Below are 25,689 nucleotides of genomic sequence, written 5' to 3'. Positions count from 1 at the left end.
TCTGGTGGGGCCGGATCACGGGTGGACGGCAAAACCTGCTACCGGGATTGCGGGGTCCGCGACGTCGACTCCCTAAAGTCTACTAAGTAACTATACAAAACAGGAGGAACCCACCCATGACCACCCTGCGTGTCCGGCCCGTCCTCAGCCGGACGAGCTCCCCGACCGAGCCCCGGCCCACCGACTGGGGCGCGGTCCTCGCGTCCATCGCCGACGGCGCGCTGCAGCGTGTGGTCGACGGCGAGCTGCCCGTCGAGGCGGTGCGGCTGCTCAAGGCCGAGGGGTTCGGCGCGCTGCGCGTGCCCGTCTCCTTCGGCGGCGGCGGCCTCGACCTCGTCGACCTCGCCCGGCTGTGGATCGAGCTCGCCGCGGTCGACGCCAACCTCCCGCAGGCGTTCCGCGGGCACTTCGCGCTCGTCGAGGACCGGCTGTGGCACCACGCCCGCACCAGTGACCAGCGGGTGTGGTTCGACCGCTTCGTCGCCGGCGAGATGGCCGGGAACGCGTGGTCGGAGGTCGGCTCCGACATCGACCTGCCGCGCACGGTCCTCCGCCCACGCGCGGACGGGTCGTACCGGCTCGACGGCATGAAGTACTACACGACCGGCACCATCTTCGCGGAGTGGGCCGACGTGCACGCCCGCGTCGCGCGGCCCGGGCACCCCGACGAGGTGGAGGACCCGACCGCGATCGCCCTCGTGGACACCCGCGACCCGGGTGTGCGCACCGTCGACGACTGGAACGGCTTCGGCCAGAAGGGCACGGGCAGCGGCACCACGACCTTTGACAACGTGGGCGTGCCGGCCGACCACGTGCTGCCCTTCGAGGACCGCTTCCCCTACCAGACCGCCTTCTACCAGCTCAACCTGCTCGCCACGCTCACCGGCATCGCCCGGGCGGCGCTGCGCGACGTGGTCGACGCCGTGCAGCGGCGCACCCGCAACTTCTCCCACGCCAACGCGCCGCGCGTGCGCGACGACGCCCAGGTGCTCGCCCTGGTCGGCGAGGTCTCCGCGGCCGTCTACGCCGCCGAGGCCGCCACGCTGCGGGTGGCGGCCAGCATCCAGGCCGTCGCGGACGCGCCGCTGGCGAGCGGCGAGGAGGTCGCCGCCCTCGTCGAGGTGGGCGAGATCGAGTCCTCGACCGCCCAGGTCGTCGTGTCGGAGCTCGTGCTGCGCGCCACGTCCGACATCTTCGACGCCCTGGGTGCCTCGGCGACCGCCCGCCCCCTCGCGCTCGACCGCCACTGGCGCAACGCCCGCACGGTCGCCTCGCACAACCCGCGCATCCTCAAGGCCCGGGTCGTGGGCGCCCACGCCGTCAACGGCACGCCGCCGCCCTACGCCTGGTCCATCGGCGGGACCCGACGGCGCCAGGACTGGGACGACTCCCGGCCGCGCACGGGGGATGCCGCGGACTGAGGACCGACCGGTCACGCACCGGCTCCGGAGGGGGTGGAGGGACGTGCCTCGCGCTGCCTGCAAGGCGCTGCCTTCCACCCCCTCGACACCCCCGCGCGGCGCCGGTCCCCGGTACCGGGCGCAGCGCTGCTACGTTTGTCTACAAGATCAATAGAGTTAATTGCGAGGAGAGAGAGATGAGCGCCGCCACCGTCCGAGAGGTCGAGGCCGTCCCGGTCCTGTCCCGCGACGACGCGATCGCGGTCGCCACGGGCATCGCCGCCGAGCTCGCCGCCACGTCGCTCGAGCGAGACCGGGACCGCCTGCTCCCCGAGCGCGAGCTCGACCGCCTCTCCGCCTCGGGCCTGCTCGCGGTGACGGTGCCGGTCGAGCACGGTGGCGCCGGTCTGCCGGTCGAGACCCTCGCCGAGGTCTTCCGGATCCTGGCGACCGGTGACCCGAGCGTGGCCCAGGTGCCGCACAGCCACTTCGTCTACGTCAACGCGCTGCGCCACCAGGGCACCCGCGAGCAGCAGTGGTTCTTCTTCCGCGAGGTGCTGAGCGGCAAGCGGTTCGGCAACGCCCAGTCGGAGGTCGGGACCAGGCACGTCCGCGACATCCGCACCACCCTGACGCCGGCCGGCAACGGGCGGTGGACGCTCACCGGCACCAAGGGCTACAGCACCGGCGCGCTCTTCGCCGACTGGATCCCGGTGCTCGCCCGTCAGGACACGCTGGCCGCCCCGGGCACCGGCCCGCTCCACGTGGCCTGGGTCGAGCGGCACGCGCCCGGCGTGAGCGTCACCGACGACTGGGACGGCATGGGCCAGCGGACCACCGCCAGCGGCACCGTACGGCTCGACCAGGTCGAGGTCGCCACGGACCGCATCACCCCCTACCACCTGACCTTCGAGGGGCCGCAGACCTACGGCGCCTTCGCCCAGGTGCTGCACGCCGCCCTCGACGTCGGCATCGCCCGCGCCGCGCTGACCGAGGCCGCGGCCTTCGTCCGCACGAGGTCGCGTCCCTACCCGGACGCCGGCGTGGACCGGGCGGTCGACGACCCGCTGGTCGTGCAGGCGCTGGGCGAGATGGAGCTCGACGTACGCGCCTCCGAGGCACTGCTGCGCGAGGCCGCCCGGGCGGTCGACGCCGCCGACGCCGACCTGACCGCCGACACCGCGACGACCGCGAGCCTGGCGGTGGCCGCCGTACGAGCCCACTCCGCACGCGTCTCAGTCGAGGTGTCCAGCCGGCTCTTCGAGGTCTCCGGCACCCGCTCGGCCCTCGACTCGCTCAACCTCGACCGCCACTGGCGCAACGCCCGCACGCACACCCTGCACGACCCGGCCGCGTGGAAGGTGCAGCACCTCGGCAGGTACGTCGCCGACGGCACGCCACCGCCCAACCACGGCCAGCTCTGACGGCCCGCTTCCCAGGCCATCCCTGACCCTCGCGAAAGGATCAACGATGAAGTTCCACTGGTTCCTGCCCACCAACGGCGGTGACGGCCGACAGGTCGTCAGCGGCGGCCACGGCGTCTCCCACGGCGCCGGAGGGCGGCCTGCGAGCGTGCCCTACCTCGGGCAGGTCGCCCGCAGCGCCGGGCAGCTCGGCTTCGAGGCGGCGCTGACCCCGACCGGCGCCTGGTGCGAGGACGCCTGGCTGACCACGGCCATGCTCGCGCCGCTGTCGGAGCGGCTGAAGTTCCTCGTCGCGTTCCGGCCCGGGATGACCTCGCCCACGCTGGCCGCGCAGATGGCCGCCACCTTCCAGAACCTCTCCGGCGGCCGGTTGCTGCTCAACGTCGTGACCGGCGGCGAGTCGCACGAGCAGCGCGCCTACGGCGACTTCCTCGACAAGGACGCGCGCTACGAGCGCTGCGACGAGTTCCTCGAGATCGTCCGGCGGCTGTGGACCGGCGACGAGGTGACCTTCGCCGGGCGACACCTGCGGGTGGAGCAGGCGCGCCTGCAGCAGCTGCCGGACCCGGTCCCCGGCATCTACTTCGGCGGCTCCTCGCCGGCAGCCGGTCTCGTGGCGGCCAGGCACGCCGACGTCTACCTCACCTGGGGCGAGCCGCCGGCCGCGGTCGCGAAGAAGATCGCGTGGATCCGCGAGCTGGCAGAGAAGCAGGGGCGGGAGATCCGCTTCGGCATCCGGATGCACACCATCAACCGCGACACGTCCGAGGAGGCCTGGGCCGAGGCCGACCGCCTGCTCGAGGGCATCGACGACGCCGAGATCCGCCGCGTCCAGGAGGGACTCAAGAAGTCGGAGTCGGTCGGGCAGCAGAACATGCTCGCCCTCAACAACGGCTCGCGCGAGGGCCTCGAGATCCACCCCAACGTCTGGGCCGGCGTGGGCCTGGTCCGCGGCGGTGCCGGCACCGCGCTGGTCGGCAGCCACGAGGAGGTCGCGGACCGCATCGAGGAGTACGCCGCGCTCGGGATCGAGGAGTTCGTGCTCTCGGCCTACCCGCACCTCGAGGGCGCCTACCACTTCGGCGAGGGCGTGCTGCCGGTGCTGGAGCAGCGTGGCCTGTGGACCAACCCCGCGCCGACGGCGGCGCGCGCGTCCGTGCCGTTCGGCGGACAGCGGGCGGCCTCGTGAGCGCCCGGGCAGCCGCCCGCGTCGCGGTCGTGGTCGGCAACCCCAAGCCCCGTTCGCGCACCTACGAGTCGGCGCTGACCCTCGCCGACCGCCTGGGTGGTGCCGACCTCGTCGTCGACCTCGCCGACCACGCCTCGGAGCTCTTCGACCGGGAGGCCCCGCGCGTCGCCGAGCTGGTCGAGGAGGTCGCCTCCAGCCTCGTCGTGGTCGTCGCCAGCCCGACCTACAAGGCGACCTACACCGGTCTGCTCAAGGCGTTCCTCGACCGCTTCCCCCACCAGGGGCTCGGTGGTGTGACCGCCATCCCGCTGATGCTCGGGGCGTCGCCGGTGCACGCGCTCGCCACCGAGCACGGGCTCCGCCCCCTGCTCGTCGAGCTCGGCGCGACCGTGCCGACGCGCGGGCTCTACGTCCTCGACTCCGAGCACGACCGGCGCGAGCCCTACGACGCGTGGTTCGCCACCGCCGAGCAGCTCCTGCCGACCCTTCCCGCTCCCGCCCTGGAGGTCACGTCCGCATGACCGCACACGCACACCCCGCGACCGTCCCTGCCATCGACCAGCGCACGCTGCGCGACGCCTTCGGCGCCTTCCCCTCCGGGGTGGTCGCCGTCGCGGCGTCGGTGAAGGGACAGCTCACCGGCATCGCGGCGTCGTCGTTCACCTCCGTGAGCATCGACCCGGCGCTCGTGTCGTTCTCGATCTCGACGACCAGCTCCACCTGGCCGCTGCTGCGCGAGGCCGAGCACCTCGGCATCAGCGTGCTGGCCGACCACCACGACGCAGTCTGCCGGCAGCTCGCCGGGCCCCGCGAGGAGCGCTTCGCCGGCCTCCCGTTCAAGGTCACCGGCAACGGCGCGGTGCTGCTCGACGAGGCCGTGGCGACCTACGACTGCTCCCTCCACGAGGAGGTCGTCGCCGGGGACCACGTCATCGTGCTGCTCGAGGTGCACGAGGTCGGGGCCGGTGACGGCGAGCACCCGCTCGTCTTCCACCGCTCCGCCTTCGCCAAGCTGCACCGTGACGACCTCGACCCGGCCCGGCTCGACGGCCGGATCAACGGCGCCGAGGTCGACCGCGGCGCAGCCGACCCGGGCTCCGCCGGGTCCCGCGACGACGCGGAGGACGCCGCGTGAGCGCCCATGCCGCGCGCCCCACCCCGACGGCACCGACGCCCCGACGCGTCGCCCTCGCCTCGGCGGTCGGCGCCACGATCGAGTGGTACGACTTCTTCCTCTACGGCACGGCCGCCGCCGTCGTCTTCGACAAGCTCTACTTCAACGGCCTCGACGGCCCCGCCGCCCAGTTCGCCGCCTTCGCGACCTTCGCCGTCGGCTTCTTCGCCCGCCCGATCGGGGGGCTGGTGTTCGGCCACTACGGCGACCGCATCGGACGCAAGCAGATGCTGCTGCTGACCCTGGTCATCATGGGCGTCGGCACCGCCCTCATCGGCCTGCTGCCGACCTACGACCAGATCGGCGTCTGGGCGCCGATCGCCCTGGTGCTGCTGCGGGTGGCGCAGGGCATCGGCGTGGGTGGGGAGTACGGCGGCGCCGTGCTGCTGGCCGTGGAGTACGCCCCGGCCGGGCGCCGCGGCCTCTACGGCAGCTTCGCCCACATCGGCGTACCCGGTGGGCTGGTCCTGGCCGCCGGCGCGTTCTCGCTCGCCGGGCTGCTGCCGGAGGAGGACTTCCTCGCCTGGGGCTGGCGCGCGTGCTTCCTCGTCAGCATCGTCCTGCTCGGCATCGGCGCCTACATCCGGCTCTCGGTGATGGAGACGCCGGAGTTCGCCAAGGTGCAGGAGCGCAAGGAGATCTCGCGGCTGCCGCTGCGCGACCTGCTGCGCGAGCAGCCCCGGCCGCTGCTGCTGGGCATGGGCACTCGCTTCGTCGAGGGCTTCACCTTCAACCTGTTCTCGGTCTACCTGCTGGCCTACGTCGCGACCAACCTGGAGCTGCCGCGCGCCTGGGCGCTCGACGCGATCATCGTCGGCGCGGCGCTCGGTGTCGTCCTCGTTCCGCTCGCCGGGGCGCTGTCGGACAAGGTCGGCCGCAAGCCGGTCTACCGCGTCGGCGCGTGGGTGGGTCTGCTCTTCGCCTTCCCGGCGGCGTTCCTCGTGCAGACGGGGGACCGGTGGGCCATCTCGCTCGTGTTCGTCGTGGGCCTCGGCGTCGTCTACGGGACGGTCTACGGACCGCTCGCGGCCTTCTGGTCCGAGCTGTTCGACACTCGCTACCGCTACACCGCGCTCAGCACCCTCTACCAGGTCTCCGGCATCGTCGCGTCCGGCCTGACGCCACTCATCTGCGCCTGGCTGGTCACGCGCGGTGACGGCACGCTGTGGTGGGTCGCCGGCTACAACGTGCTGGTCGCCGCGATCTCGTTGACCTGCGCGCGCTTCCTGCCCGAGACCCGAGGTGCCCGGCTCGACCGCGAGGACCCGACGATCGAGCCGGTGCACGAGCGGGTGCCTGCGTAGACGCGGCGTCTACGCCGCCGGGGTACGGGTCGTGGCGCCCCGGCGGCGTCGGACGACGAGCCAGACCGGGAGGCCGATCACCAGCGCCACCGCGGCGAAGGGGAGCAGCGCGCCGAGGACGGTGCTGAGCACCGTCACCACGGCCCCGAGCGCCTTCGAGCCGCCGTCGAGCCCGGCCAGGAAGCCCGAGGGCCGCTCCTTCTCCTCGGGCGCGTCCTCGACGACCTGGTGGGTGGAGATGTCGACGGTGATGGTCGAGAGCGACGTCTGGTCGGCCAGCCACGACTGCTGCGACTTCAGCGAGTCCAGCTCGGCCTGGCGGCCGGTGAGCTGGGACTCGATCCAGATCACGTCCTTGAGGTCGCGCGCGTCGGCGAGCAGGAGCTCGACGCGGCGCAGGCTGGCCTCCTGGGCGCGGACGCGGGCGCCGTTGTCGATGACCTGGGTCGTGACGTCCTCGGAGCCGCGGTCGGACGAGCGGAGCACCCCGACCTGCTCGAGCGCCGACATCGTCTCGCCGAACTTCGCGCTGGGCACGCGCACGACCATCCGCACGTAGGAGGTGTCGCCGTCGGAGTCGGTCTCGGTGGTCTCCTCCGTGATCTCGCCACCCTGCGCGTCGACGACGCGCTGCACGTCGCGGCGGGTCTCGCGCACGTCCTCGCCGGCGAGCGAGACGGTGCCGCTCGAGATGACCGAGCGCCGCAGCTCCGGGGTGGTGGGGCCGTCGCCAGCCGTGTCGCCCGCCGTGGAGTCCTCAGCCGTGGCGCCGGCGTCCGCCCCCGGCGCGGACCGGTCGGACGAGCTGCCGGACGAATTGCCGGAAGAGCTGCCCGAGGCGTCGTTCGACGCCTCGCTCGACACGTCGCCGGAGGTGGCGTCGCCTCCGCCGTCGCCGCTGTCGCCGGCGGAGCAGGCGGCCAGCAGGGCCGTCATGGTGAGGGCGGTGAGGACTCCGGCGGTGCGGGCGCGGGCCACGGTGAGGGTCGTCGAGAGGGTCATGGCCGTCCGACGCCGCGACGTCCGCCGCCGGTTCCGGCCGTCGCGCAGCCGTGACGCACCCGTGACGCAACCGTGATGCGTCAGGGGGCCGGCGGCGCCTTCCTCGACCGGGTCTTCGTGGCCGTCGCCTTGGGTGCCGTCGCCTTGGGTTCCGTCACCTTGGGCGCGGTCACCTTGGTCGCCGCGGCCTTCTTCCCGTCGGGCTTGTGACCCTTGAGCCGGACCCGCATCGCGTTGCCGGAGCCGGCGGTCTCGAGGTAGGGCTGGGCGGTGACGAGCGTGCTCAGCCGCGCCCCGGGCCCGGCGAAGTTGCGCGCGTCGAAGGACGGGTGGGTGCGGATCAGCTGGTTGCCCAGCGCGGGCAGGATCGCCCAGCCGTCGTCGTCGGAGACCGCGTTGACCGCGCGGGTGAGCGCGCTCTGCAGGTTGATCGAGGGCGCCTCGGCCTCGCCGGCGTCGTCCGACTCGTCGTCGACGTCCTCGGCGTCGTCCTGGCGGTCGGTGACCACCGCGAGGTCGATGAACTTGTCGCAGGCGTTGCGCAGCGACTCCGGCGCCTTGTTCTCCCCGAGCACGTAGACCTTCTTGCCCGACTCGCGCAGCCGGTGGGCGAGGCTGGTGAAGTCGCTGTCGCTGGTGACGAGCGCGAACGCCTCGACGTTGCCGTCGTACAACAGGTCCATCGCGTCGATCACGAGCGCGAGGTCGGTGGAGTTCTTGCCCGAGGTGTATGCGTTCTGGTGCATCGCCCGCAGGCCGAGGCGGTTGAGCTTGCGCGCCCACTGGGTGAGGTGGGGGTTGGTCCAGTCGCCGTAGACGCGCCGGATCGTCGGGTCGCCGTACTTCGCGACCTCGCCCAGCACCTCGTCGGCGTAGGCGGGGCGGGTGTTGTCGGCATCGATCATGACCGCGACCCGGTCGGCGGCTCCCGTGGACTCCATGCGTGCAGCCTAGGTCCACGCAGGCGAGCGGGACGGCTCTGGCAGGCTGGTGGCGTGAGGCGGGACGTGGTGGTCGTGGGCGGCGGGATCGCCGGACTGGTCGCCGCCCGCGGGCTCGCCGCGACCGGGCGCGACGTCCTGCTCCTCGAGGGCTCCCCGCAGGTCGGCGGCAAGCTGCGCAGCGCCGAGGTCGCCGGGCTCACCGTCGACGTCGGCGCCGAGGCGATGCTCGCCCGCCGTCCCGAGGGCCTGGCCCTCGCCGAGGAGGTCGGCGCCGAGGTGGTGCACCCGACGCCCGCCACGTCCGCGGTCTGGTCGCGCGGGGCGCTGCGCGCGCTGCCGCGCTCGCTCATGGGCGTCCCCCTCGACCTCGACCAGCTGGCCGGCAGCGGGGTTCTCAGCCCCGGGGGGCTGGCCCGTGCGCGCGCCGAGACCGGCACCGCGGTCGACGACGACGTCTCGGTCGGCGACCTGGTGGCCGGACGCCTCGGCGACGAGCTCGTCGAGCGGCTCGTCGAGCCGCTGCTGGGTGGGGTGTACGCCGGCCACGCCCGGCGCATCTCCGCCGCCGCGGCCGTGCCGCAGCTGCTCGCCATGGCCCGCCGCGGCAGCCTGCTCGAGCAGGTCGCCGACCTGCCGACCTCCACGGCGCCGGTCTTCGCCGCGCTCCCCGGCGGCATGGGACGACTGCCCGGCCTGGTCGTCGACGGCGGTGGCTTCGAGGTGCGCACTTCAGCGACCGTCCGTGCCCTGCGCCCCGTCACCTCGGGCCGGTCCGGGTCGGGCTGGGCGCTCACCGTCGGCCCGACGACCGGCGCCGAGACCGTCGAGGCCGCCGCGGTCGTCCTCGCCACGCCGGCTGCGGCCACCGCTCGCCTCCTGGGCGACGTGCTGCCCGACGCGGCTGCGGAGCTCGGCGCGGTCGAGGCCGCGAGCGTCGCGGTCGTGACCCTCGCCTTCCGCGCCCAGGACGTCCCCGACGCGCTGTTCGACCGGTCCGGCTTCCTGGTGCCGCCCGTCGAGCGCCGCACCATCAAGGCCTCGACCTTCTCCTTCGCCAAGTGGGCGTGGGTGCGCGACCTCGACCCCGACGTCGTGGTGCTGCGCACCTCCCTCGGACGCCACGGCGAGGAGGCGACCCTGCAGGCCGGCGACGAGGGGCTGGTGCGGGTCTCCCTCGCCGACCTCGCCGCCATGGCCGGCATCACCGCCCGACCCGTCGACACCCACGTCCAGCGGTGGGGCGGCGCGTTGCCGCAGTACGCCGTGGGGCACCTCGACCGGGTCGCCCGGGTCCGCGCCTCGGTCGCCGCCCAGCGGGGGCTCGCGGTCTGCGGGGCGTCGTACGACGGCGTCGGCATCCCCGCGGTGATCGGCTCGGCCCGGCAGGCCGTGGCCTCGGTCACACGGGCAGAATGAACGCATGACCGAGCCCACCCCGACCTCTGTCGAGACGCAGACCAACGCCGCCCGCACGCGCGAGCTCAACGACACGATCCGCTACACGATGTGGTCGGTCTTCAAGCTGCGCGACGTCCTCGGCGACGACGCCGACCGCGCGGCCGAGGCCACCGACCTCGCCGCACTCGTCGAGGTGCTGGCCGAGCAGGACGTGAAGGTCCGCGGCCTCTACGACGTCAGCGGCCTGCGCGCCGACGCCGACCTCATGGTGTGGTGGCACGCCGCCGACTCCCAGCAGCTCCAGAGCGCCTACAACGCCCTCCGTCGCACCTCGTTCGGGCGGCGCCTCGAGCCGGTCTGGTCGCAGATGGCGCTGCACCGGCCAGCGGAGTTCAACAAGTCGCACATCCCCGCGTTCCTCGCCGACGAGGAGCCGCGCGCCCACGTGTGCGTGTATCCCTTCGTGCGCTCCTACGAGTGGTACCTCCTCGACGACGGCGAGCGCCGCCGGATGCTCGCCCAGCACGGCCAGCAGGCCCGCGGCTACGCCGACGTCCGCGCCAACACGGTCGCGTCCTTCGCCCTCGGCGACTACGAGTGGCTGCTCGCCTTCGAGGCCGACGAGCTGCACCGCATCGTCGACCTCATGCGCGACCTCCGCGCGTCCGACGCGCGTCGCCACGTGCGCGAGGAGGTGCCGTTCTACACCGGCGCCCGCGTCTCGCCCCAGGAGCTGCTCGACCGCCTGCCCTGACGCGGGAACGCCTCGGCGCGCAGTAGCGTCGGAGAATCATGAGGATCCTCGCCGCTGCTGCCGTGCTGACCGTCCTGGGCGCTGCCACCGCCTGCTCCACCGAGGCCGAGATGAAGGCCGTCGACCCGTCGGGCTCGGCGGCCGCCGCCGACGCCTCCTCGGGCGAGGCGCCCCGGCCGGTCCCCGACGGGGAGGTGCGCACCAGCGGACTGGTGATGGTGATCGACGACGGCGACGGCCCGGAGATGTGCCTGGGCGCCATCGCGGAGTCCTACCCGCCGCAGTGCGGCGGCCCCGCGCTCGTCGACTTCGACTGGGGTGACGTGGGCTCGGAGCAGGCGTCGGGCGTGCGGTGGGGCTCCTACGCCCTCACCGGCACCTTCGACGGCGAGACCTTCACCGTCACCGACGCCATCCCCGCCGCGCTCTACGACACCATGGCCGCGCCCGAGCAGGAGCCCCTCGCGGCCGCGTGCGACGAGCCGACCACGACCGACACCGCGAAGGCGACGCCGGAGGACATGGACGCCACCCTGGCCGCGGCCTCCGCGCTGCCGTCGTACGCCTCCGCCTGGCTCACCGGCAACACGATCAACGTGGCGGTCACCGAGGACCCGGAGGGCGCCGAGGCCGAGCTGCGCAGGACGTGGGGCGGGATGCTCTGCGTCACCACGGTCGAGAAGACCGATGCCGACCTCAACCAGGTCAACCAGGAGCTCCAGACCGCGCTCGGCGACCAGCTGCTGACCAGCGGCTCCTTCGCGCCGGACTCCCTCGACGCACAGGTCGTCTACGACGACGGCTCCATCCAGGCGTGGGCCGACGCGACCTACGGCGAGGGACTGGTGGAGGTCAGCTCCGCGCTGGAGCCGACCTCGTGATCACTTCTTCTCGTTGAGCGTGATGCTGATCGAGTTGATGCAGTAGCGGTCGCCGGTCGGCGTGCCGAACCCGTCGGGGAAGACGTGGCCGAGGTGCGAGCCGCACGTCGCGCAGCGGACCTCCACGCGCTTCATGCCGTGGGAGTTGTCCTCGATGTACTCCACCGTGTCGGTCATCGGCTGGTAGAAGCTCGGCCAGCCGCAGCCGGAGTGGAACTTGGTGTCGCTGGTGAACAGCTCGGATCCGCAGGCCTTGCAGGAGTAGGTGCCCTCGGTCTCGGTGTCGGTGTACTCACCGGTGAACGCACGCTCGGTGCCGGCCTGTCGCAGCACGGCGTACTCCTCCGGGGTCAGCTCCTCGCGCCACTGCTCGTCGGTCTTCTGCACGTCGTAGGCCATGTCCCCAGTTTACGGAGGCGCTCCAGCGCGGCATCGGCGGAGCACGGTTTCGACGCGCGGTCGCGAGCTCGCAGGCTCGCTCGCGCGCTTGCTCAACCTCCCGACCCACGCCGGGCACGACTGCGTCGTTCCCGGCTAGGGTCGTGACATGGCGAAGGCGTCGGAGGCGTACGTCCGGGCGGGGGAGCGCGAGGTCAGGATCTCCTCGCCGGAGCGGGTGATCTACGAGGCGACGGACACCACCGCCGAGGTCACCAAGCTGATGGTCGCGGAGTACTTCGCGAGCGTCGAGGACGGGCTGATGCGCGCGCTGCGCGACCGGCCCACGGCGCTCGAGCGGTGGACGTCCGGTGTCCGGCCCGGCATGAAGCTCGCGACGGGTCCGCAGGACCGCAACGCCGACGCGTTCTACCAGAAGCGCGTGCCCAAGGGCGCTCCCGACTACCTCGAGACCGCGACGATCACCTTCCCGTCCGGCCGCACCGCCGACGAGATCTGCCCGACGGAGATCGCGGTGCCCGTCTGGTGCGCGCACATGGGCACGCTGACCTTCCATCCCTGGCCGGTGCGGCGAGACGACGTCGACCACCCCGACGAGCTGCGGATCGACCTCGACCCGCAGCCGGGCACGACGTTCGGCGACGCCGTACGCGTGGCCGGGGTGGCGCGGGAGCTGCTCGCCGACCTCGGGATGACCGGCTTCGCCAAGACCTCGGGCAACCGCGGCATCCACGTCTACGTGCGGATCCGGCCCGAGTGGGACTTCGCCGCCGTCCGGCACGCCGCCATCGCCTTCGGGCGCGAGCTGGAGAAGCGCGACGACGGCGTGACGACCGCGTGGTGGAAGGAGGAGCGAGGGGAGCGGATCTTCGTCGACTACAACCAGAACACCCGCGACCGCACCATCGCCTCGGCCTACTCGCTCCGCCCGATCCCCGGGGCGCCGGTCTCGACGCCGGTGACGTGGGACGAGCTCGCCACGCTCTCCTCGCCGTCGGACTTCAGCCTCTTCACCGTGCCCGAGCGGCTGGCCGCCGTCGGCGACCCCTGGGCAGCGATCGACGACGTGCACCACTCGCTCCAGCCGCTCCTCGACCTGTGGGACGAGCACCCGGTCGAGCTCAACTTCCCGCCCGACCACCCGAAGATGCCCGGCGAGCCGCCGCGCGTGCAGCCGTCGAAGAAGGTCGAGGCGCACTGGGACGCCGACGGCAACCGGATCGCCGACTGACCGGCGTACGGCCGCGCGGCTCGCCCGTACTCTGCACCCGAGTTGCCTGCTTACAGGTAGAGATCTCTACCTGTAAGCGGGGCGGTCACCGGATATCCGGTGACTCCGGAACCGGCGCCGCCCGCCGCCCGGCCACTAGGACTTCTCCCAGGGGGCGGCGATCGGGAAGTACTGCTCGAGGAAGTCGTGGAGCAGCCCGTCGGCGCGCTCCTCGTCGAAGGCGGCGAGCAGGTTGTCGGCGATGCAGAAGAAGTCGCGGTCGCGCCTGAGCATCTGCTTGAGCTGGACCGGCAGCTGCTGGTGGCCGAGGTCGACGTAGCCGTGGTGGGCGCCCGCGCGGAAGGCCTGCCCGGTGACGAGCCCGTAGCTCTGCGCGAAGGACGACAGCAGCGACAGGTCTGTCTCCGAGCGGAAGGGCGCGTGCGTCGTGCGGTCGACCTCCTCGGGGAAGCGGGCGGCGATCTCCTCCAGCGTCGTACGCCGCTGGGGGTGCGGGCTGTGCATCATCGTGTGGGTCAGCGCCACCCCGAAGGCGTCCTCGAGGACGCGGCGGTTGTTCTGCGCGGCGGTCAGGTAGGGCCGGTCGTCGGTGCCGGGGAGGCCGACGGCGCGGTGGTCGGCGACGAAGGCGGCGTACTGCCCGCCGGGGGCGAAGAAGTGCTCCTTGCGCCGCGGCCGGCCGAGGAAGACGTCGTCGTTGACGTAGACGAAGTGCTCGGCGAGGTCGGGCACGGCGTGCAGCCGGGTCTCGATGGCGTGCGAGCTGAAGGTCGGCAGGGCCGACTCGGGCAGGATGTCGCGGTGGTCGACCACCCGGATCCGGTCGTTGCTCTGGTCGAGCCACGACGGCACCTGCCCGGCGGTCACGAGGTGGATCCGCCGCACCCAGGGCGCGAAGAGGTGGAGGCTGCGCATCGAGTAGCGCAGCTCGTCGCGGCTGCGGTAGCGCGAGGCCCCGCCGGCGCGGTCGCTCGGCGTGCCTCCGAGCGAGCGGATGCGGTCGTCGCGGGCGGAGAGCCATGCCTCGTCGTCGCCGTCGACCCAGGTGTAGACGACGTCGACATCGAAGCGGACGTCGTCGATCGTCGGCAGCGCCATCACCTCGAGCGTCGGGACCTCGACGTCCTCGACCCGCGTCGTGGTGCGGGGCGTGCCGGCCGGCACGCGGTCGCCGTAGCGGTTGGGGCCGGGCGCGAGCAGGTCGCCCTCCGGCGACTCCTCCCAGAACTGCACGCCGACCTCGACGCCCTCACCGAGCACGCCGTCGTGGCCGCCGCGCATCGGCCACGGCTCGAGGAAGAGCGTCGCGGTCCGGGTGCGGGCCAGCTCCTCGGTCATGACCGCGACGGTGCCGCGGCGCTCGGGCCAGCCGCGCTCGGCCGGGTCGCGCACCGACAGCCATTCCGGCACCGAGCCGGCGGCCAGCGCCGACAGGAAGGCACCACGGGCCGAGGAGGGGACGACGACCACGGGGTGCGGGTCGAGCCCGCGCGCCGGCATCACGAACCACCCGTCGCCGGTCGCCGCGGCGGCGGAGGTCAGCGCCCGCAGGGACGTCGTACGCGCCTGGGCGGGGGTGACGCCCGCAGCGCCCGTGGTCTCGGGCAGGTCGCCCAGCGGTCCGGGGCGCAGGCCGTGCAGCACCCGACGCGGGGCGAGCGGGTCGGCGCGGCGGGCGACGGCGGTGCGGAACGTCTCGACCCACTGGCGGGCCAGCACCTCGCCGTCCCAGCGGTGCGAGCGCTCGAGGGCGGCGGCGCCGAGCCGGGTGCGCAGATCGTCGTCGGTGGCGATCCGCAGCATCGCCGCGGCCAGGGCGGCCTTCGAGGCCGGCGGCACGAGCAGCCCGTCGACGTCGTGGGTGATCATCTCGCGCGGTCCCGACGGGCAGTCGTAGGTCACCGGGGGCACGCCCGCCGACATCGCCTCCTGCAGGACGAGCGGGTAGCCCTCACCGCGGGAGGCGAGGACGGCGACGCTCGCGCGGGCCCACTCGGCGGACAGGTCGTCGGTCGAGCCGGGCAGGTGCACCCGGTCCTCGAGGCCGAGCTTGCGCACCTGCGCCGCGAGGTTGTCGGCGCGCGGCCCGTCGCCCCAGATGGTCAGCGTCCAGCCGGGCACCTGCTCGTGGATGCGCCAGAAGGCGTCGACGACGTGCTCGAACTGCTTCTCCGGCGCGAGCCGGCCAGCCGTCACGAACGTCCTCTGGTCGAGCGACGAACGGGCCTGCGGGTGCGAGGGGAGCGGGTTCGGGATGACCTGCAGCTCGGGCGCCGCGCCGCCGAGGCGCCCGGCCAGCCAGCGCGACATCGACTCGGTCAGCGAGACCACGACGTCGGCCCGCGGGGCGAACTGCAGCAGCGCGCCGAGGTCGTTGACGCGGCTGGAGGACGCGCGATGCTCCTGGTGCACCAGCGCCACGTCGGCGGGGGCGAGCTGGGCGACCGCGGCGAGCAGCTCGGGGTTGGTGGTGACGAGCACGTCGGCCGCGATGCTGCCGAGGGCCTCGCGCATCGTCGCGTCGGTGAGGGCGTTGTAGAGCGCGTCCCAGCTGCGGGGCACGATCGTCGACTCGCGCTCCGCCAGCTCGTGGGCGACCTCGGCCGGGGGGCTGTCCGAGACCGCGACCGGGCGCTCGGGACGTACGTCGACGAGGTAGGTGACCTCGACCCCCTCGGCGAGCGGGTAGTGGGTCGCGTCACCGCTGCGGGTGACGCTGAGGATGCGCACGCGGTGGCCCTCGCCCAGGCCGACGAGGGCGTTGGCCTGCTCGATCCCGGACCGGGCGGTGCCGCCCATGCCGTCGGCGTTGAAGAGGACGAAGACGACGTCCAGCGGGCCGTCACGGCGCACCCGGCGCATCGCGGAGCGCACCTTCCCGCCGAGCCTGTCGGTCAGTGCCACGTGGTCCTCAGTCCTCTGCGTCTCGACGGTGGGGGCAGGATCGCCACGATCCTAGGGGGAGCCGGCCCGGCGGATAGGGTGACGGCCATGCCGACGTCCCCCACGCCGCTGGTCCTCGTCTCCGGGTCGGGTCGCAGCGGCACCAGCTCGCTGGCCGGCACGCTCAAGCGGCTGGGCCTCCACGTGCCGCAGCCCGAGGTCGAGGCCTCGGAGACCAACCCGCGCGGGTTCTACGAGCCGCAGTGGGTCATCGACTTCCACAAGCGGCACCTCAAGGAGCTCGCGCTCTTCAACATCGACAGCCGTCCGGCCGCCGTCGACATCGTCGCCCGGCACGTCGAGACCGGCGTGCCGACCGGTGAGCTCCACGAGTGGCTCGCGGGCCAGCTCGCCCTGCCCGAGCACCAGGACGCGCAGATCGTGGTCAAGGACCCGCACGCGTTCTGGTTCGCCCAGGTCTGGGAGGTCGTCAGCGCCGAGCTCGGTGCCGACCTGCGGTGGCTGACCGCGCTGCGCCACCCCGCGGAGGTCGTCGGCTCGCGCGACATCGCCTACCTCTCCAGCCAGTCCGAGGAGCTCCGCCTCACCAAGGAGACCTCCAACGTCGCCGGCTGGGTGCACGCCGCGCTCCTCACCGAGCAGGCCGGGCGGGGCTCGAAGCGCTCGTTCGTGCGCTACGTCGACCTGCTGGCCGACTGGCGCGCCGCCCTGGCGCCCGTCCAGCAGCAGCTCGAGCTCGACCTCGACACCGACCTGTCGGCCCCTCCCGGCGAGCGCGAGCACCACCCCGTCGACGACTTCATCGAGCCGTCGATGCGCAAGTCGCAGCTCACCTGGGACGACGTCCGCACCCCCGACTGGCTGCGCGAGATGGCCGAGGAGGTCTGGCAGCTGCTCGGCGTGCTCACCGCGACGCCGCACGACCCCGACACCCTGGCCCGCCTCGACGCGATCCACGAGGACTACCGCGCGCGCTACGCCGACGCCGTCGCGCTCACCTTCGACCACACCAAGGCGGAGTCGACGCTCGCGGGACGACAGGCGCGCGACGCGCAGCGCGCGACCGTCCAGCAGCTGCGCCGCGACCTCGAGCGGGCCCGCTCGGCGCCGCAGCCCGCCGTCGGCGGTCGGGAGGCGGCCGGGATCCTCCGCCGCGCCGTCGTACGTCGCGTCAGACGCCGCTGACCGCTGAACTCGTCGGCCGGTGCACGGCCTGACAAGTTCAGGAACCCCCGGCCGACCGGTGATCCCTGAACAGGTCGGCCCTTGCACTGCCTGACAAGTTCAGGTGGGACCTCCGCGTCAGACGCCGCTGACGCCCTCGCCGGCGCCGGAGGCCTGCTCGTCGAAGTTCTCGTGCTCGATGAGGTGGAGGACCGGCACGCCGAGCTTGCGGCGGGCGCGCGAGGTCCAGTCGACGTGGAAGAACTCCGCCACCACGTGGGAGCGGGTGAGGATGATGGCCTCCCGCGCGTCGACCGAGGCGACGAGGGTGGCGAGCGCGTCGACCGGGGGCTCGGAGGTGACCTTGCCGGTCGCCTTCCCGCCGGCGTCGTGGATCGCGAGGAGGGTCTTCTTCAGGTCGGAGGAGGAGTGCTCCTCGCACTCGCGGCGCAGCGCCTCGATGTCGACGTCGTTCATCGCGAGGGCGGGCGCGGCCATCAGGTCGCCGGCGCCGAGCGTGCCGAGGGACGCCTCGATGCGCGCCGCGGCGTCCTCGAGCGGCAGCAGCACGTGGTAGACGACGGGGTCCTCGATCTCGGTGTGCAGCGAGCGCACCTGCTTGGCGTCGGCGGGCGTGAGGGCCTGCTCGACGAGGAGCACCACGTCGTAGGTGCCCTGCCCGTCGTGGATCGAGTCGTCGGAGCTCGAGTCGTGGGGGATGTCGGTGTGCTCGGTCATGACGCGCCTCCGGGGTCGGTGCTGAGAATTCTAGTGAGGTCGTAGCCCGCCGGCTCGTCGAGCTGGGCGTAGCCGCAGCTCTCCGGGTCGCGGTCGGGACGCCACCTCTTGAAGTGCGCAGTGTGCCGGAAGCGCCGACCCTCCATGTGGTCGTACTTCACCTCGAGCACCCGCTCGGGCCGCAGCGCGGTGAAGCCGAGGTCCTTCCCGGCGCTCCAGCGGCTCTGGGTGCCGGGGACGCGGTCGGGGTTGGCGGTGAGGAACTCGTTCCAGCGGCCCCACGGGTGGTCGGCGATGTCGCAGACCAGCGGCTGCAGCTCCTGCCACAGCTCGGCGCGCCGCTTGGCGGTGAAGCTCGCCGAGACGCCGATGTGCTGCAGCTCGCCGTCGTCGTCGTAGAGCCCGAGCAGCAGGGAGCCCACCAGCGGCTCGTCGGGCGTCGACGTCTTGTGCTCGCGGTAGCCGGCGAGCACGACGTCGGCGGTGCGCTCGTGCTTGATCTTGAGCATGGTGCGCTTGTTGGGCTCGTACGACGCCCCGAGCGGCTTGGCCACCACGCCGTCGAGCCCCGCGCCCTCGAACTCCTCGAACCACCGCTCGGCCTCGGCCGGGTCCTCGGTGGTGCGGGTGAGGAAGCAGGGTCCGCCCCCGTCGAGGTGGCCCAGCGCCTCGAGCAGGGCGGCGCGGCGCTCGGAGAACGGGCGACCCATGAAGGACTCGTCGCCCAGGGCGAGAAGGTCGAAGGCGACGAACCCGGCAGGCGTCTCGGCCGCGAGCCTGTCGACGCGGCTGGCCGCGGGGTGGATCCGCTCCTGCAGCGTCTCGAACTCCAGGCGCCACCCGTCCGGGCCCTGCAGGCCGACGAAGATCTCGCCGTCGAGCACGATGCGCTCCGGCAGCTGCTCGCGCACGGCCTCGACGACCTCGGGGAAGTAGCGGGTCAGCGGCTTGGTGTTGCGACTGGCGAGCTCGACCTCGTCGCCGTCCTTGAAGACCAGGCAGCGGAAGCCGTCCCACTTGGGCTCGAAGCTCAACCCGCCGTGCCTCGCCGGGTCGGGCACACCGCTCACGCTCTTGGCCAGCATCGGCTGCACCGGCGGCATCACGGGGAGGTCCACACCCAGAGCCTAGTCGGGCGCACGTTCCTAGACTTCCGGCATGACACGCGCCGTCGCACCGTCGCGAACCCGGGGCCGATGGGTCGAGGTCGTGCTCGACCTCGTGCTCGCCGCGGTCGCGGCCCTCCTGGGGTGGAGCGTCGTCGCCTCCGACGCCGGCGACCTGCCGGCGATGCAGGCGCTGGCGGTCTACACCTTCTACGCCGCTGCGGCGACGCTCCTCCTGGCGATCGCGCGTGCCAGGGGGACCGACGCGGCTGTGGCGGTCGCCGACCTCCGGCACACCACCGCGCTCGACCTCGGCCTGCTCGTCCTGGCAGGCTGGCTGACCGTCCTCGGCCTGCGGGCCGGTGGCGACTGGGTGGTCCCGAGCCTGCTCGTCGCGGCGGTCGGGGTCTTCTTCCTCGTGCGCGTCGTGCGCCGGCTCTCGACCTGACGTGGGGCCGGTGGGGTCGAGCCTGCTCGACGTGGGCATGATGAGCGGCGTCCTCGTCCGCGCAGCCCAAGGAAAGGCCCGCATGTACGACGCCTCGACGCCGCCGCTCCCCGAGGAGAGGAGCCGGCCGAGCTTCCCTCCCGTGGTCTACGTCCCCACCACCGGGGAGGACGACCCGGCCACGCGTCGCGTGCTGATGCACCAGGTCCAGGACGGGCGGACCGCGCTCTACACCTACTCGGCGATCGACCGGCTGCACCGCTTCTACCTCCCCGACTCACCGTGGGTGGTGTGCGACGTGGCCGCGCTCCAGCGGGTCCACGACCAGACGCCCTACGACCTGCTCTTCCTCGACGTCGACCCGGGCCTGCGCGACGCCGAGGCGGGCGAGCAGGTGACGGCATGAGCGGCATCGACGTCGACCTCTCCGTCCTCGCCACCATCGCCGGCGGCCTCGACAGCGGGGCCTCGGGCCTCGAGGGGCTGGCCGGCGGCGTCCCGTCCGGCGTGGACGCCGGGCCGATGTCCGCGGTCGTCGCGAGCATGCTGAGCCAGGTCGTGGACAGCGCCGGCAACGTGTCGGTCGCGCTCACCGGCGCCGCCGACAGCGTGCGGCTGGCCCGCACCTACTACCAGAGCGCTGACGCCGAGTCCTCGGCCGGCATGGACGAGATCCGCCGGGCGATGCAGCCATGAGCGTCGACACCGAGATCCAGGGCAGCCCGACCGCCATCGAGGGAGCGGCCCACTGGCTGCGTTCCTCGCTGGCCACCGAGCTCGCCGACGCCGCCGATCGGGCCAACGACGCACGGCGCTCCGCCGACGGGTCGTGGAACTCCGAGGCCGGCGACGAGTTCGTCGGCGTGATGGCGCGCGCCCGGGGCAAGATCGACGACCTCGAGGGCGCCGTCAGGACGATGGCCGACGACCTCGACAAGTTCGCCGGCAAGCTGCGCCGCGCCCAGGAGCAGATGGGGGACGTGCGCACGGAGGCACGCGGTGCCGACCTCACCGTCAACGGCTTCGTCGTGGAGGACCCCGGGGCCGGCCCGGTCCGCCCGCCGGACGGCTTCGAGGGGACCCCCGCCGAGGTCGACGCCCACAACGGCCGCGTCGCGGCCTACGACGCCCACCAGGACAAGATCCGCGCCTACAGCGCAGCCTCGGCGGAGGCCTCCCGCATCGACCGCTACTACGCGACCGCGTGCCGCGACCTCCAGGACCAGTACACGCCCGGCCAGCACGCCGCGTGGCTGCTCACCGTGGGTGACATCCTCGGCGACGTTGCCGCGGGCGCCATCGGCGTCGACATCGCCTCGAAGAAGTCGAACCTGCACGGGCGCGCCCAGGGGCTGCTCGACGAGGCGACCCGGATGATCGACGACCTGCAGGCCCACCCGGAGCGCTACCTCAAGCGCAAGTGGTTCTTCTTCCAGACCCTCGACGAGGCCAGGCTCGAGGCCGACCGGCTCGCGATCGCCGGCAAGCTCGACGAGGCCCAGGACCTGCTCGACCAGTCGCGCCGCCTCGACGACGCCCGGGCCCCGCGCTACCTCGGCCGGTTCGGTCGGGTCCTCGGCCCGATCGGCTTCGGGCTCGGGGTCTTCAACGACTACCAGGAGGGTGAGAGCACCACCCAGGTCGCGGTCTCCCAAGGAGTCTCCACCGGGCTCGGTGTCGCCGCCGGCATCGGTGCCAGCGCGGCGTCCGGCGCCGCTGTGGGCGCGATGTTCGGCTCGGTCGTCCCTGGCGTCGGCACGGCGGTCGGCGCCGTGGTCGGCACTGCCGTCGGCGCCGGCGTCGCGATCTTCGCCGACGGCGCGATCGACTCGCTCTTCGAGAACGGCCCCGACGTGGGGCAGGCGTGGGACGAGGGCGTGGACGCGCTCGCCGACACCGGGGACGCCATCGTGGACGGCGTCTCCGGGGTCGCCGAGACCGTGGGTGGGTGGTTCAGCTGAGCACCCCGACCCCGCAGACGCCCGGCACGCGTCTCCTCGGCCTGGTCGTCGGTCTCGTCGCGATCGCCATCGGCGTGTCCCTGCTGCTGCGGGCCGAGAGCGCCCTCGGCGCGACGGGTGCGGCGCTCTTCGTCGTGCTCGGGCTGGTCGTGGTCCTGTCCCTCGTCGGTGCGGGGCAGGACCCTGCTCCGGTCGAGCGCCAGGTCACCTGGGAGGGCGAACCGGCCAGGTTCCTGCCCCGCCCGGGGAGACGCGCCCAGCTGCTCGGGCTCGTCGTCATGACCCTGCTCGGTGGCTGGTTCGCCGCGATGGGCGTCGTGGGTGCCCTCGAGGAGAGCTGGGTCTGGCCGGTCCTCGCCGTCGTGCCCGCCGTCTACTTCCTCGGGTTCCCCGTGCTTGCGGCGCTGGGGCGGTTCCGGGTCGGCGGCACCTGGCTCACCTCGACGCGGGTGGTCGACGAGCAGCGCGGCCTGCGCAGCGAGCTGGCCCTCGCCGACGTCGACACGGTCACACCGCGCAGCACGACCGTCCACCTCGCTCCGGTCGACTCGGTGTCCGTCGAGCATCGTCGACTCGCGCCGTGGCCGTGGTGCGCCCGGTCGCGCGGTAGCGACCTGGTCGTGGACGCCGGCGCGCACCCCGGGGGGAGCAAGGTGCTCGCCGCCGAGGTGCGGGCGGCCGTGGCGGCCAGTCGGCGCTGACGCCGGTCAGTCCTCGCCCCTGAGGGAGAACGAGCGCAACCGGTCGCCGGCGAACCAGACCCCGACGACCGTGACGAGGATCCCGGCGACGATCGCGTAGCCCAGGTCGGCGGGGTCGGGCAGCTCGGCGGAGATCTCGTGGCCGATGCGCAGGCCCCACTGGCCGATGCTCAGCCACGCGATGCCGCTGAAGAGGTTGCCGAGCAGGCTCTCCCAGATCAGCACGAACATCAGCGACGCGATGACGGCGTGGCGGGTGACCGCCGAGATGGCGAGGAAGAGCGCGGAGTACGCCGTCCCGGCGACGACGGCGCCGACGAAGAGCGCGGTCGCCCGGGTGCTGTCGCCGGCGATGAGGGCGGCGACGAGGATCGGCAGCGCGCCGGCCGCCAGCGTGGCGCCGAGGGCCACCAGCCACTTGCTGATCGCGATGCCGTAGCGGTTCACCGGCTTCGACAGCAGGTAGACGATGGAGCCGTCGTCGACCTCCGGGCCGAGCACCGAGGACGCCGCGAGGATCGCGACGAGCGGGAGCACGAGCGGGTAGCCGAGGTTGGGCAGGACCTCGTAGGCCGCGTCGCCGTCGACGAGCACGGTGACCAGCGCGACGAGCCCGATGAGCAGCACCGGGAAGGCCAGCAGCAGGAGGAAGCGGCGTCGACCCAGCAGGGCTTGCAGGGCGAGCTTGGCAATGGTCCCGTTCATGAGGGGTCCTTGATCATCGGGCCACCAGGTAGGCGAAGACGCTCTCCAGCGACTCGTCGCTGGGGGAGAGCTCGAACAGGGTCACGTCGTGCTGCCGGGCCAGCGCGGGGAGGTCCACCGCGAAGCTGCCGAGATCGCCGACCTGGACGTCGAGGTAGTCGCGGCGCAGGCCGACCGACCGCACCGACTCCTGGGCCATCAGCACGGTGGCGAGCCGGCGGTTGTCGCTCGACTGGACGGCGTACTGCACCGGCCGGTCGGTCATCAGCCGGCGGATCGCGCCGAAGTCGCCGGAGGCGGCGTGGCGGCCCGAGACCACCACCTCGATGTGGCGGGCCAGCCGCTCGACCTCCTCGAGGATGTGGGAGCTGAACAGCACCGTGCGGCCCTCGTCACCGAGGCGGCGCAGGAGGTCCATCAGGTGCATCCGCTGCCGCGGGTCGACACCGTTGAACGGCTCGTCGAGGAGCAGCACGGCCGGGTCGTGGACGAGGGCGGCGGCGATCTTGATCCGCTGCCGCATGCCCTTCGAGTAGGTGTCGAGGCGGCGGCCCCCCGGCTCCACCATGTCGACGACCTCGAGGATCCGTTCGGTGGCGGCGGCCGCGTCGGGCAGGCGGTGCAGGTCGGCGTTGGCACGGACGAACTGGCGACCGGTGAGGTAGCCGAAGCTCAGCTCGCGCTCGGGCACCAGGCCGATCCGTCGGTAGGTCTTGGTGTTGCGCCACACGGGCTTGCCGTCGAGCGTCACCTGTCCTGCAGAGGGCGCGAGGAACCCCGACATCATCGCCATCAGCGTGGTCTTGCCGGCGCCGTTGGGGCCGAGCAGGCCGGTGACGCCGGGGCCGATGGTGAGCGAGACGTCGTTGACCGCCATCACGTTGCCGAACCAGCGTGACGCGGAGTCGAGGACGAGGGTGCTCATCGCGACCCCACCTTCCGGAAGCGGGCGACCAGCCCGAGCAGACAGGCGGCGACGAGCAGCACCGCCACGATGGCGTACGCGGGCACCCAGGCGCCGTCGACCGGGACCGGGGTGTCGACGCCGGCGTCCCAGGCGTTGGCCAGGCCGTTGACCAGGGACCACGGCGAGAACAGCCCGAGGGCGACCGGGACCGTCTCGCTGTCGCCCTCGTAGTAGGCGATGTTCTGCAGCACCGTGACGATCCCGGTGAGGACGATGAGCGCCATCACGGAGCCGACGACGGCGAAGCCGCGGCGCAGGGAGACCGACGAGATCAGCCCGCTGACACCGGCGAGCATCAGGGCGAGCAGCGCCTGCAGCACCACCGCCTTGAGCACGGCGGTCGTCTGGTCGCTCTTGTCGAGCCCGGCCAGCATCGCGCCCGCGAAGAGCACGACGGTGGGGATCGCGGTGAAGAGGAAGATCGCGAGCGTGAGCGAGGCCCACCGCACCACCGCGAACAACGGCGCCGGCAGCGGGCGGGCGAGGTAGAGCACGATCGAGCGGTGGCGGAGGTCGCGGGAGAACAGCACCGGCGCCTGCGCCGCCGCGAAGAGGCTGACCAGCAGCTGCGTCTGGTTGGTGTAGTCGGCGTAGGACACCGGGAGCTCGCCGAGGCCGGTGAGCACCACGACGCCGACGACGATCGTGGCCGGCAGGAGCGACATCGCCAGCAGGACGAACGGCATGACCTTGGACTTGCCCGACCGTCCGAGGCCGTAGGCGTGGCGCAGGCCGGTGACGAACAGGGTGCGCGCGATCGCCGGTGTGCCCTCGCGGGCGCCGTCGAAGTGGCGGTAGCCGAGGTCGTGGATGACGCCGGGGCGACCGGCGTCGGGGGAGAGGTCAGACACGGGTGCCTCCTTCGAGGAAGACGTCCTCGAGGTGGCGCCGGTCGGGCTGGAGCCGCATCAGGCCCAGGCCGAGGTCGGCGGCGACGTCGCGGATCAGGTCGTGGACGGCCCCGCCCTCGGCCAGCTCGGGTGGCGGTGGGTCGATCGCGACCATCGTCCCGCGGGGCCGGCAGGTCAGCCCGCGCTGGGCGAGCGCCTCACCGAGCCGGTCGCGCTCGGTCTCGGTGCCGACGACCTCGACGAGCAGGCCGCCGGTCCGCTGCAGGAAGTCGCCGGTCGCGCTGCTGCGCAGCAGGTGGCCGCCGTCGAGGACGATCACGTGGTCACTGACCTGCTCGAGCTCGCCGAGCAGGTGGGACGTGACGAGCGCGGCGATGCCGAACTCGGTGCCGATGCGCCGCACCAGGTTCAGCATGTCGGTGCGGGCGGCCGGGTCGAGGCCGTTGGTCGGCTCGTCGAGGAAGACCAGGCGTGGGTCGTGGGCGAGCGCCTGCGCGAGCTTGGCGCGCTGCTTCATGCCGGTGGAGTAGCCCCCCATCGGCCGGTAGCGCTCCTCGTCGAGGCCGACGTGGCGCAGCACGTCGGCGGCCCGCTCGCGCGCCGCCGACGCCCCGAGGCCCGACATCCGGGCCATGTGCACGACGAAGTCGCTCGCGCTGACGTCGGGAGGCAGGCAGTCGTGCTCGGGCATGTAGCCGACGAGCCGTCGGATCTCCTGGCCCTCGTGCTCGATGTCGTGACCGAGCACGCTCGCGTGCCCGCCCGTGGGCTCGAGCAGCCCGAGCAGGACCTTGATGAGCGTCGACTTGCCGGCGCCGTTGGCGCCCACCAGTCCCGTCACGCCGTCGCCGACCTCGACCGTGAGGTCGGTCAGCGCATGGACCGTCCCGTAGTGCTTGGTGAGCCCCGCGGTCGAGATGACCGGCGCGAGCCCCATGAGTTCCCCCGTCACGACCGCCACGCTAGCGGGGTGACCACTGCATGGCATCAGGGATCGTCCCGATCCCTGTGGAGGTGTCGTGAAGATCGGGTCTTCGGCAGTCC

Annotated in this window: 26 protein-coding genes; 16 read left to right on the top strand and 10 right to left on the bottom strand. The window is 72.9% G+C overall.

Annotated features, from left to right (window positions below; genetic code table 11):
• Nucleotides 1-116 precede the first annotated feature (116 nt).
• From NCI01_RS14830 to NCI01_RS14805, 6 genes are all read left to right on the top strand, one after another.
• A complete protein-coding gene (locus NCI01_RS14830; RefSeq protein ID WP_254182273.1) occupies nt 117-1,421 on the top strand; it encodes an acyl-CoA dehydrogenase family protein in 1,305 nt (434 codons plus the stop codon).
• 176 nt (nt 1,422-1,597) lie between these two features.
• A complete protein-coding gene (locus NCI01_RS14825; protein WP_254182272.1) occupies nt 1,598-2,824 on the top strand; it encodes an SfnB family sulfur acquisition oxidoreductase in 1,227 nt (408 codons plus the stop codon).
• Nucleotides 2,825-2,870: 46 nt separating this feature from the next.
• Nucleotides 2,871-4,013 (top strand): LLM class flavin-dependent oxidoreductase, encoded by a 1,143-nt coding sequence (locus NCI01_RS14820; protein WP_254182271.1) that lies wholly within the window; start codon nt 2,871-2,873, stop codon nt 4,011-4,013.
• Entirely contained in the window at nt 4,010-4,534 is a 525-nt protein-coding gene (locus NCI01_RS14815; RefSeq protein ID WP_254182270.1) for an NADPH-dependent FMN reductase, read from the top strand. The genes NCI01_RS14820 and NCI01_RS14815 overlap by 4 nt, the downstream gene beginning before the upstream one ends.
• Nucleotides 4,531-5,148, top strand: a complete 618-nt coding sequence (locus tag NCI01_RS14810; protein ID WP_254182269.1) for a flavin reductase family protein — start codon at nt 4,531-4,533, stop codon at nt 5,146-5,148. Before NCI01_RS14815 ends, NCI01_RS14810 begins: the two co-directional genes overlap by 4 nt.
• Complete coding sequence (locus NCI01_RS14805) at nt 5,145-6,491, top strand: MFS transporter (RefSeq protein ID WP_254182268.1); 1,347 nt, start codon at nt 5,145-5,147, stop codon at nt 6,489-6,491. The genes NCI01_RS14810 and NCI01_RS14805 overlap by 4 nt, the downstream gene beginning before the upstream one ends.
• Nucleotides 6,492-6,500: 9 nt before the next feature.
• Here NCI01_RS14805 and NCI01_RS14800 read toward each other — a convergent pair whose 3' ends face one another.
• Nucleotides 6,501-7,493, bottom strand: coding sequence for a DUF4349 domain-containing protein (locus NCI01_RS14800; protein ID WP_254182267.1), 993 nt, complete (start codon nt 7,491-7,493; stop codon nt 6,501-6,503).
• 80 nt (nt 7,494-7,573) lie between these two features.
• Complete coding sequence (locus tag NCI01_RS14795; protein ID WP_254182266.1) at nt 7,574-8,434, bottom strand: NYN domain-containing protein; 861 nt, start codon at nt 8,432-8,434, stop codon at nt 7,574-7,576.
• A gap of 54 nt (nt 8,435-8,488) precedes the next feature.
• Between NCI01_RS14795 and hemG the strand changes: the two genes are divergently transcribed.
• From hemG to NCI01_RS14780, 3 genes are read left to right on the top strand one after another with little or no spacing between them, the layout of a single operon-like run.
• Nucleotides 8,489-9,853: a protoporphyrinogen oxidase gene (hemG, locus tag NCI01_RS14790; protein WP_254182265.1), complete on the top strand. Its 1,365-nt coding sequence runs from the start codon at nt 8,489-8,491 to the stop codon at nt 9,851-9,853.
• Between the two features lie 4 nt (nt 9,854-9,857).
• Complete coding sequence (gene hemQ, locus NCI01_RS14785) at nt 9,858-10,589, top strand: hydrogen peroxide-dependent heme synthase (RefSeq protein WP_254182264.1); 732 nt, start codon at nt 9,858-9,860, stop codon at nt 10,587-10,589.
• A gap of 38 nt (nt 10,590-10,627) precedes the next feature.
• Nucleotides 10,628-11,470 (top strand): hypothetical protein, encoded by an 843-nt coding sequence (locus NCI01_RS14780; protein ID WP_254182263.1) that lies wholly within the window; start codon nt 10,628-10,630, stop codon nt 11,468-11,470.
• Here NCI01_RS14780 and msrB read toward each other — a convergent pair whose 3' ends face one another.
• Nucleotides 11,471-11,869, bottom strand: a complete 399-nt coding sequence (gene msrB / locus NCI01_RS14775) for a peptide-methionine (R)-S-oxide reductase MsrB (protein ID WP_254182262.1) — start codon at nt 11,867-11,869, stop codon at nt 11,471-11,473.
• Between the two features lie 148 nt (nt 11,870-12,017).
• Between msrB and NCI01_RS14770 the strand changes: the two genes are divergently transcribed.
• Nucleotides 12,018-13,100, top strand: coding sequence for a DNA polymerase domain-containing protein (locus NCI01_RS14770; RefSeq protein ID WP_254182261.1), 1,083 nt, complete (start codon nt 12,018-12,020; stop codon nt 13,098-13,100).
• 135 nt (nt 13,101-13,235) lie between these two features.
• Here NCI01_RS14770 and NCI01_RS14765 read toward each other — a convergent pair whose 3' ends face one another.
• Nucleotides 13,236-16,004 (bottom strand): stealth family protein, encoded by a 2,769-nt coding sequence (locus tag NCI01_RS14765; RefSeq protein WP_254182260.1) that lies wholly within the window; start codon nt 16,002-16,004, stop codon nt 13,236-13,238.
• Nucleotides 16,005-16,091: 87 nt separating this feature from the next.
• Here NCI01_RS14765 and NCI01_RS14760 point away from each other — a divergent pair, with 87 nt between their 5' ends.
• Nucleotides 16,092-17,189, top strand: coding sequence for a sulfotransferase family protein (locus tag NCI01_RS14760; RefSeq protein WP_254182259.1), 1,098 nt, complete (start codon nt 16,092-16,094; stop codon nt 17,187-17,189).
• A 117-nt stretch (nt 17,190-17,306) separates the two neighbouring features.
• Here the strand turns inward: NCI01_RS14760 and NCI01_RS14755 are convergent, their stop codons facing one another.
• Both NCI01_RS14755 and NCI01_RS14750 read right to left on the bottom strand, forming a co-directional pair.
• Nucleotides 17,307-17,906 (bottom strand): hypothetical protein, encoded by a 600-nt coding sequence (locus NCI01_RS14755; protein WP_254182258.1) that lies wholly within the window; start codon nt 17,904-17,906, stop codon nt 17,307-17,309.
• Complete coding sequence (locus NCI01_RS14750; RefSeq protein ID WP_254182257.1) at nt 17,903-19,024, bottom strand: ATP-dependent DNA ligase; 1,122 nt, start codon at nt 19,022-19,024, stop codon at nt 17,903-17,905. The genes NCI01_RS14755 and NCI01_RS14750 overlap by 4 nt, the downstream gene beginning before the upstream one ends.
• 40 nt (nt 19,025-19,064) lie before the next feature.
• Between NCI01_RS14750 and NCI01_RS14745 the strand changes: the two genes are divergently transcribed.
• Genes NCI01_RS14745 through NCI01_RS14725 form a run of 5 tightly spaced genes read left to right on the top strand, consistent with a single transcriptional unit; the run spans nt 19,065 to nt 22,122 of the window.
• On the top strand, nt 19,065-19,460 hold the full coding sequence (locus tag NCI01_RS14745; protein ID WP_254182256.1) for a hypothetical protein: 396 nt from the start codon (nt 19,065-19,067) through the stop codon (nt 19,458-19,460).
• A 10-nt stretch (nt 19,461-19,470) separates the two neighbouring features.
• On the top strand, nt 19,471-19,866 hold the full coding sequence (locus NCI01_RS14740; protein ID WP_254182255.1) for an SAV_915 family protein: 396 nt from the start codon (nt 19,471-19,473) through the stop codon (nt 19,864-19,866).
• Nucleotides 19,863-20,156, top strand: coding sequence for a hypothetical protein (locus tag NCI01_RS14735; protein WP_254182254.1), 294 nt, complete (start codon nt 19,863-19,865; stop codon nt 20,154-20,156). The genes NCI01_RS14740 and NCI01_RS14735 overlap by 4 nt, the downstream gene beginning before the upstream one ends.
• Nucleotides 20,153-21,421, top strand: a complete 1,269-nt coding sequence (locus NCI01_RS14730) for a hypothetical protein (RefSeq protein WP_254182253.1) — start codon at nt 20,153-20,155, stop codon at nt 21,419-21,421. Before NCI01_RS14735 ends, NCI01_RS14730 begins: the two co-directional genes overlap by 4 nt.
• Nucleotides 21,409-22,122 (top strand): hypothetical protein, encoded by a 714-nt coding sequence (locus NCI01_RS14725; RefSeq protein WP_254182252.1) that lies wholly within the window; start codon nt 21,409-21,411, stop codon nt 22,120-22,122. The genes NCI01_RS14730 and NCI01_RS14725 overlap by 13 nt, the downstream gene beginning before the upstream one ends.
• Nucleotides 22,123-22,128: 6 nt before the next feature.
• Here the strand turns inward: NCI01_RS14725 and NCI01_RS14720 are convergent, their stop codons facing one another.
• From NCI01_RS14720 to NCI01_RS14705, 4 genes are read right to left on the bottom strand one after another with little or no spacing between them, the layout of a single operon-like run.
• Nucleotides 22,129-22,827, bottom strand: coding sequence for an ABC transporter permease subunit (locus tag NCI01_RS14720; protein ID WP_254182251.1), 699 nt, complete (start codon nt 22,825-22,827; stop codon nt 22,129-22,131).
• 13 nt (nt 22,828-22,840) lie between these two features.
• A complete protein-coding gene (locus NCI01_RS14715) occupies nt 22,841-23,752 on the bottom strand; it encodes an ABC transporter ATP-binding protein (RefSeq protein ID WP_254182250.1) in 912 nt (303 codons plus the stop codon).
• Complete coding sequence (locus NCI01_RS14710; protein ID WP_254182249.1) at nt 23,749-24,645, bottom strand: ABC transporter permease; 897 nt, start codon at nt 24,643-24,645, stop codon at nt 23,749-23,751. The genes NCI01_RS14715 and NCI01_RS14710 overlap by 4 nt, the downstream gene beginning before the upstream one ends.
• The gene (locus NCI01_RS14705; protein ID WP_254182248.1) at nt 24,638-25,597 is read right to left on the bottom strand and encodes an ABC transporter ATP-binding protein; all 960 of its coding nucleotides are present in this window, start codon (nt 25,595-25,597) and stop codon (nt 24,638-24,640) included. The genes NCI01_RS14710 and NCI01_RS14705 overlap by 8 nt, the downstream gene beginning before the upstream one ends.
• Between the last annotated feature and the right edge of the window lie 92 nt (nt 25,598-25,689).

It is taken from the genome of Nocardioides pinisoli, from assembly GCF_024199985.1.
GTDB lineage: Bacteria > Actinomycetota > Actinomycetes > Propionibacteriales > Nocardioidaceae > Nocardioides > Nocardioides pinisoli.
This window is presented reverse-complemented; position numbering and strand designations above follow the sequence as displayed.

What these genes read in the sequence shown, in the direction of transcription:
- NCI01_RS14755 (WP_254182258.1), bottom strand. Translation starts at nt 17,906, where the DNA reads ATGACCGAGCACACCGACATCCCCCACGACTCGAGCTCCGACGACTCG.
- NCI01_RS14825 (WP_254182272.1), top strand. Translation starts at nt 1,598, where the DNA reads ATGAGCGCCGCCACCGTCCGAGAGGTCGAGGCCGTCCCGGTCCTGTCC.
- NCI01_RS14810 (WP_254182269.1), top strand. Translation starts at nt 4,531, where the DNA reads ATGACCGCACACGCACACCCCGCGACCGTCCCTGCCATCGACCAGCGC.
- NCI01_RS14830 (WP_254182273.1), top strand. Translation starts at nt 117, where the DNA reads ATGACCACCCTGCGTGTCCGGCCCGTCCTCAGCCGGACGAGCTCCCCG.
- NCI01_RS14800 (WP_254182267.1), bottom strand. Translation starts at nt 7,493, where the DNA reads ATGACCCTCTCGACGACCCTCACCGTGGCCCGCGCCCGCACCGCCGGA.
- NCI01_RS14760 (WP_254182259.1), top strand. Translation starts at nt 16,092, where the DNA reads ATGCCGACGTCCCCCACGCCGCTGGTCCTCGTCTCCGGGTCGGGTCGC.
- NCI01_RS14745 (WP_254182256.1), top strand. Translation starts at nt 19,065, where the DNA reads ATGACACGCGCCGTCGCACCGTCGCGAACCCGGGGCCGATGGGTCGAG.
- NCI01_RS14780 (WP_254182263.1), top strand. Translation starts at nt 10,628, where the DNA reads ATGAGGATCCTCGCCGCTGCTGCCGTGCTGACCGTCCTGGGCGCTGCC.
- NCI01_RS14715 (WP_254182250.1), bottom strand. Translation starts at nt 23,752, where the DNA reads ATGAGCACCCTCGTCCTCGACTCCGCGTCACGCTGGTTCGGCAACGTG.
- NCI01_RS14735 (WP_254182254.1), top strand. Translation starts at nt 19,863, where the DNA reads ATGAGCGGCATCGACGTCGACCTCTCCGTCCTCGCCACCATCGCCGGC.
- NCI01_RS14820 (WP_254182271.1), top strand. Translation starts at nt 2,871, where the DNA reads ATGAAGTTCCACTGGTTCCTGCCCACCAACGGCGGTGACGGCCGACAG.
- NCI01_RS14770 (WP_254182261.1), top strand. Translation starts at nt 12,018, where the DNA reads ATGGCGAAGGCGTCGGAGGCGTACGTCCGGGCGGGGGAGCGCGAGGTC.
- NCI01_RS14795 (WP_254182266.1), bottom strand. Translation starts at nt 8,434, where the DNA reads ATGGAGTCCACGGGAGCCGCCGACCGGGTCGCGGTCATGATCGATGCC.
- hemQ (WP_254182264.1), top strand. Translation starts at nt 9,858, where the DNA reads ATGACCGAGCCCACCCCGACCTCTGTCGAGACGCAGACCAACGCCGCC.
- NCI01_RS14730 (WP_254182253.1), top strand. Translation starts at nt 20,153, where the DNA reads ATGAGCGTCGACACCGAGATCCAGGGCAGCCCGACCGCCATCGAGGGA.
- msrB (WP_254182262.1), bottom strand. Translation starts at nt 11,869, where the DNA reads ATGGCCTACGACGTGCAGAAGACCGACGAGCAGTGGCGCGAGGAGCTG.
- NCI01_RS14720 (WP_254182251.1), bottom strand. Translation starts at nt 22,827, where the DNA reads ATGAACGGGACCATTGCCAAGCTCGCCCTGCAAGCCCTGCTGGGTCGA.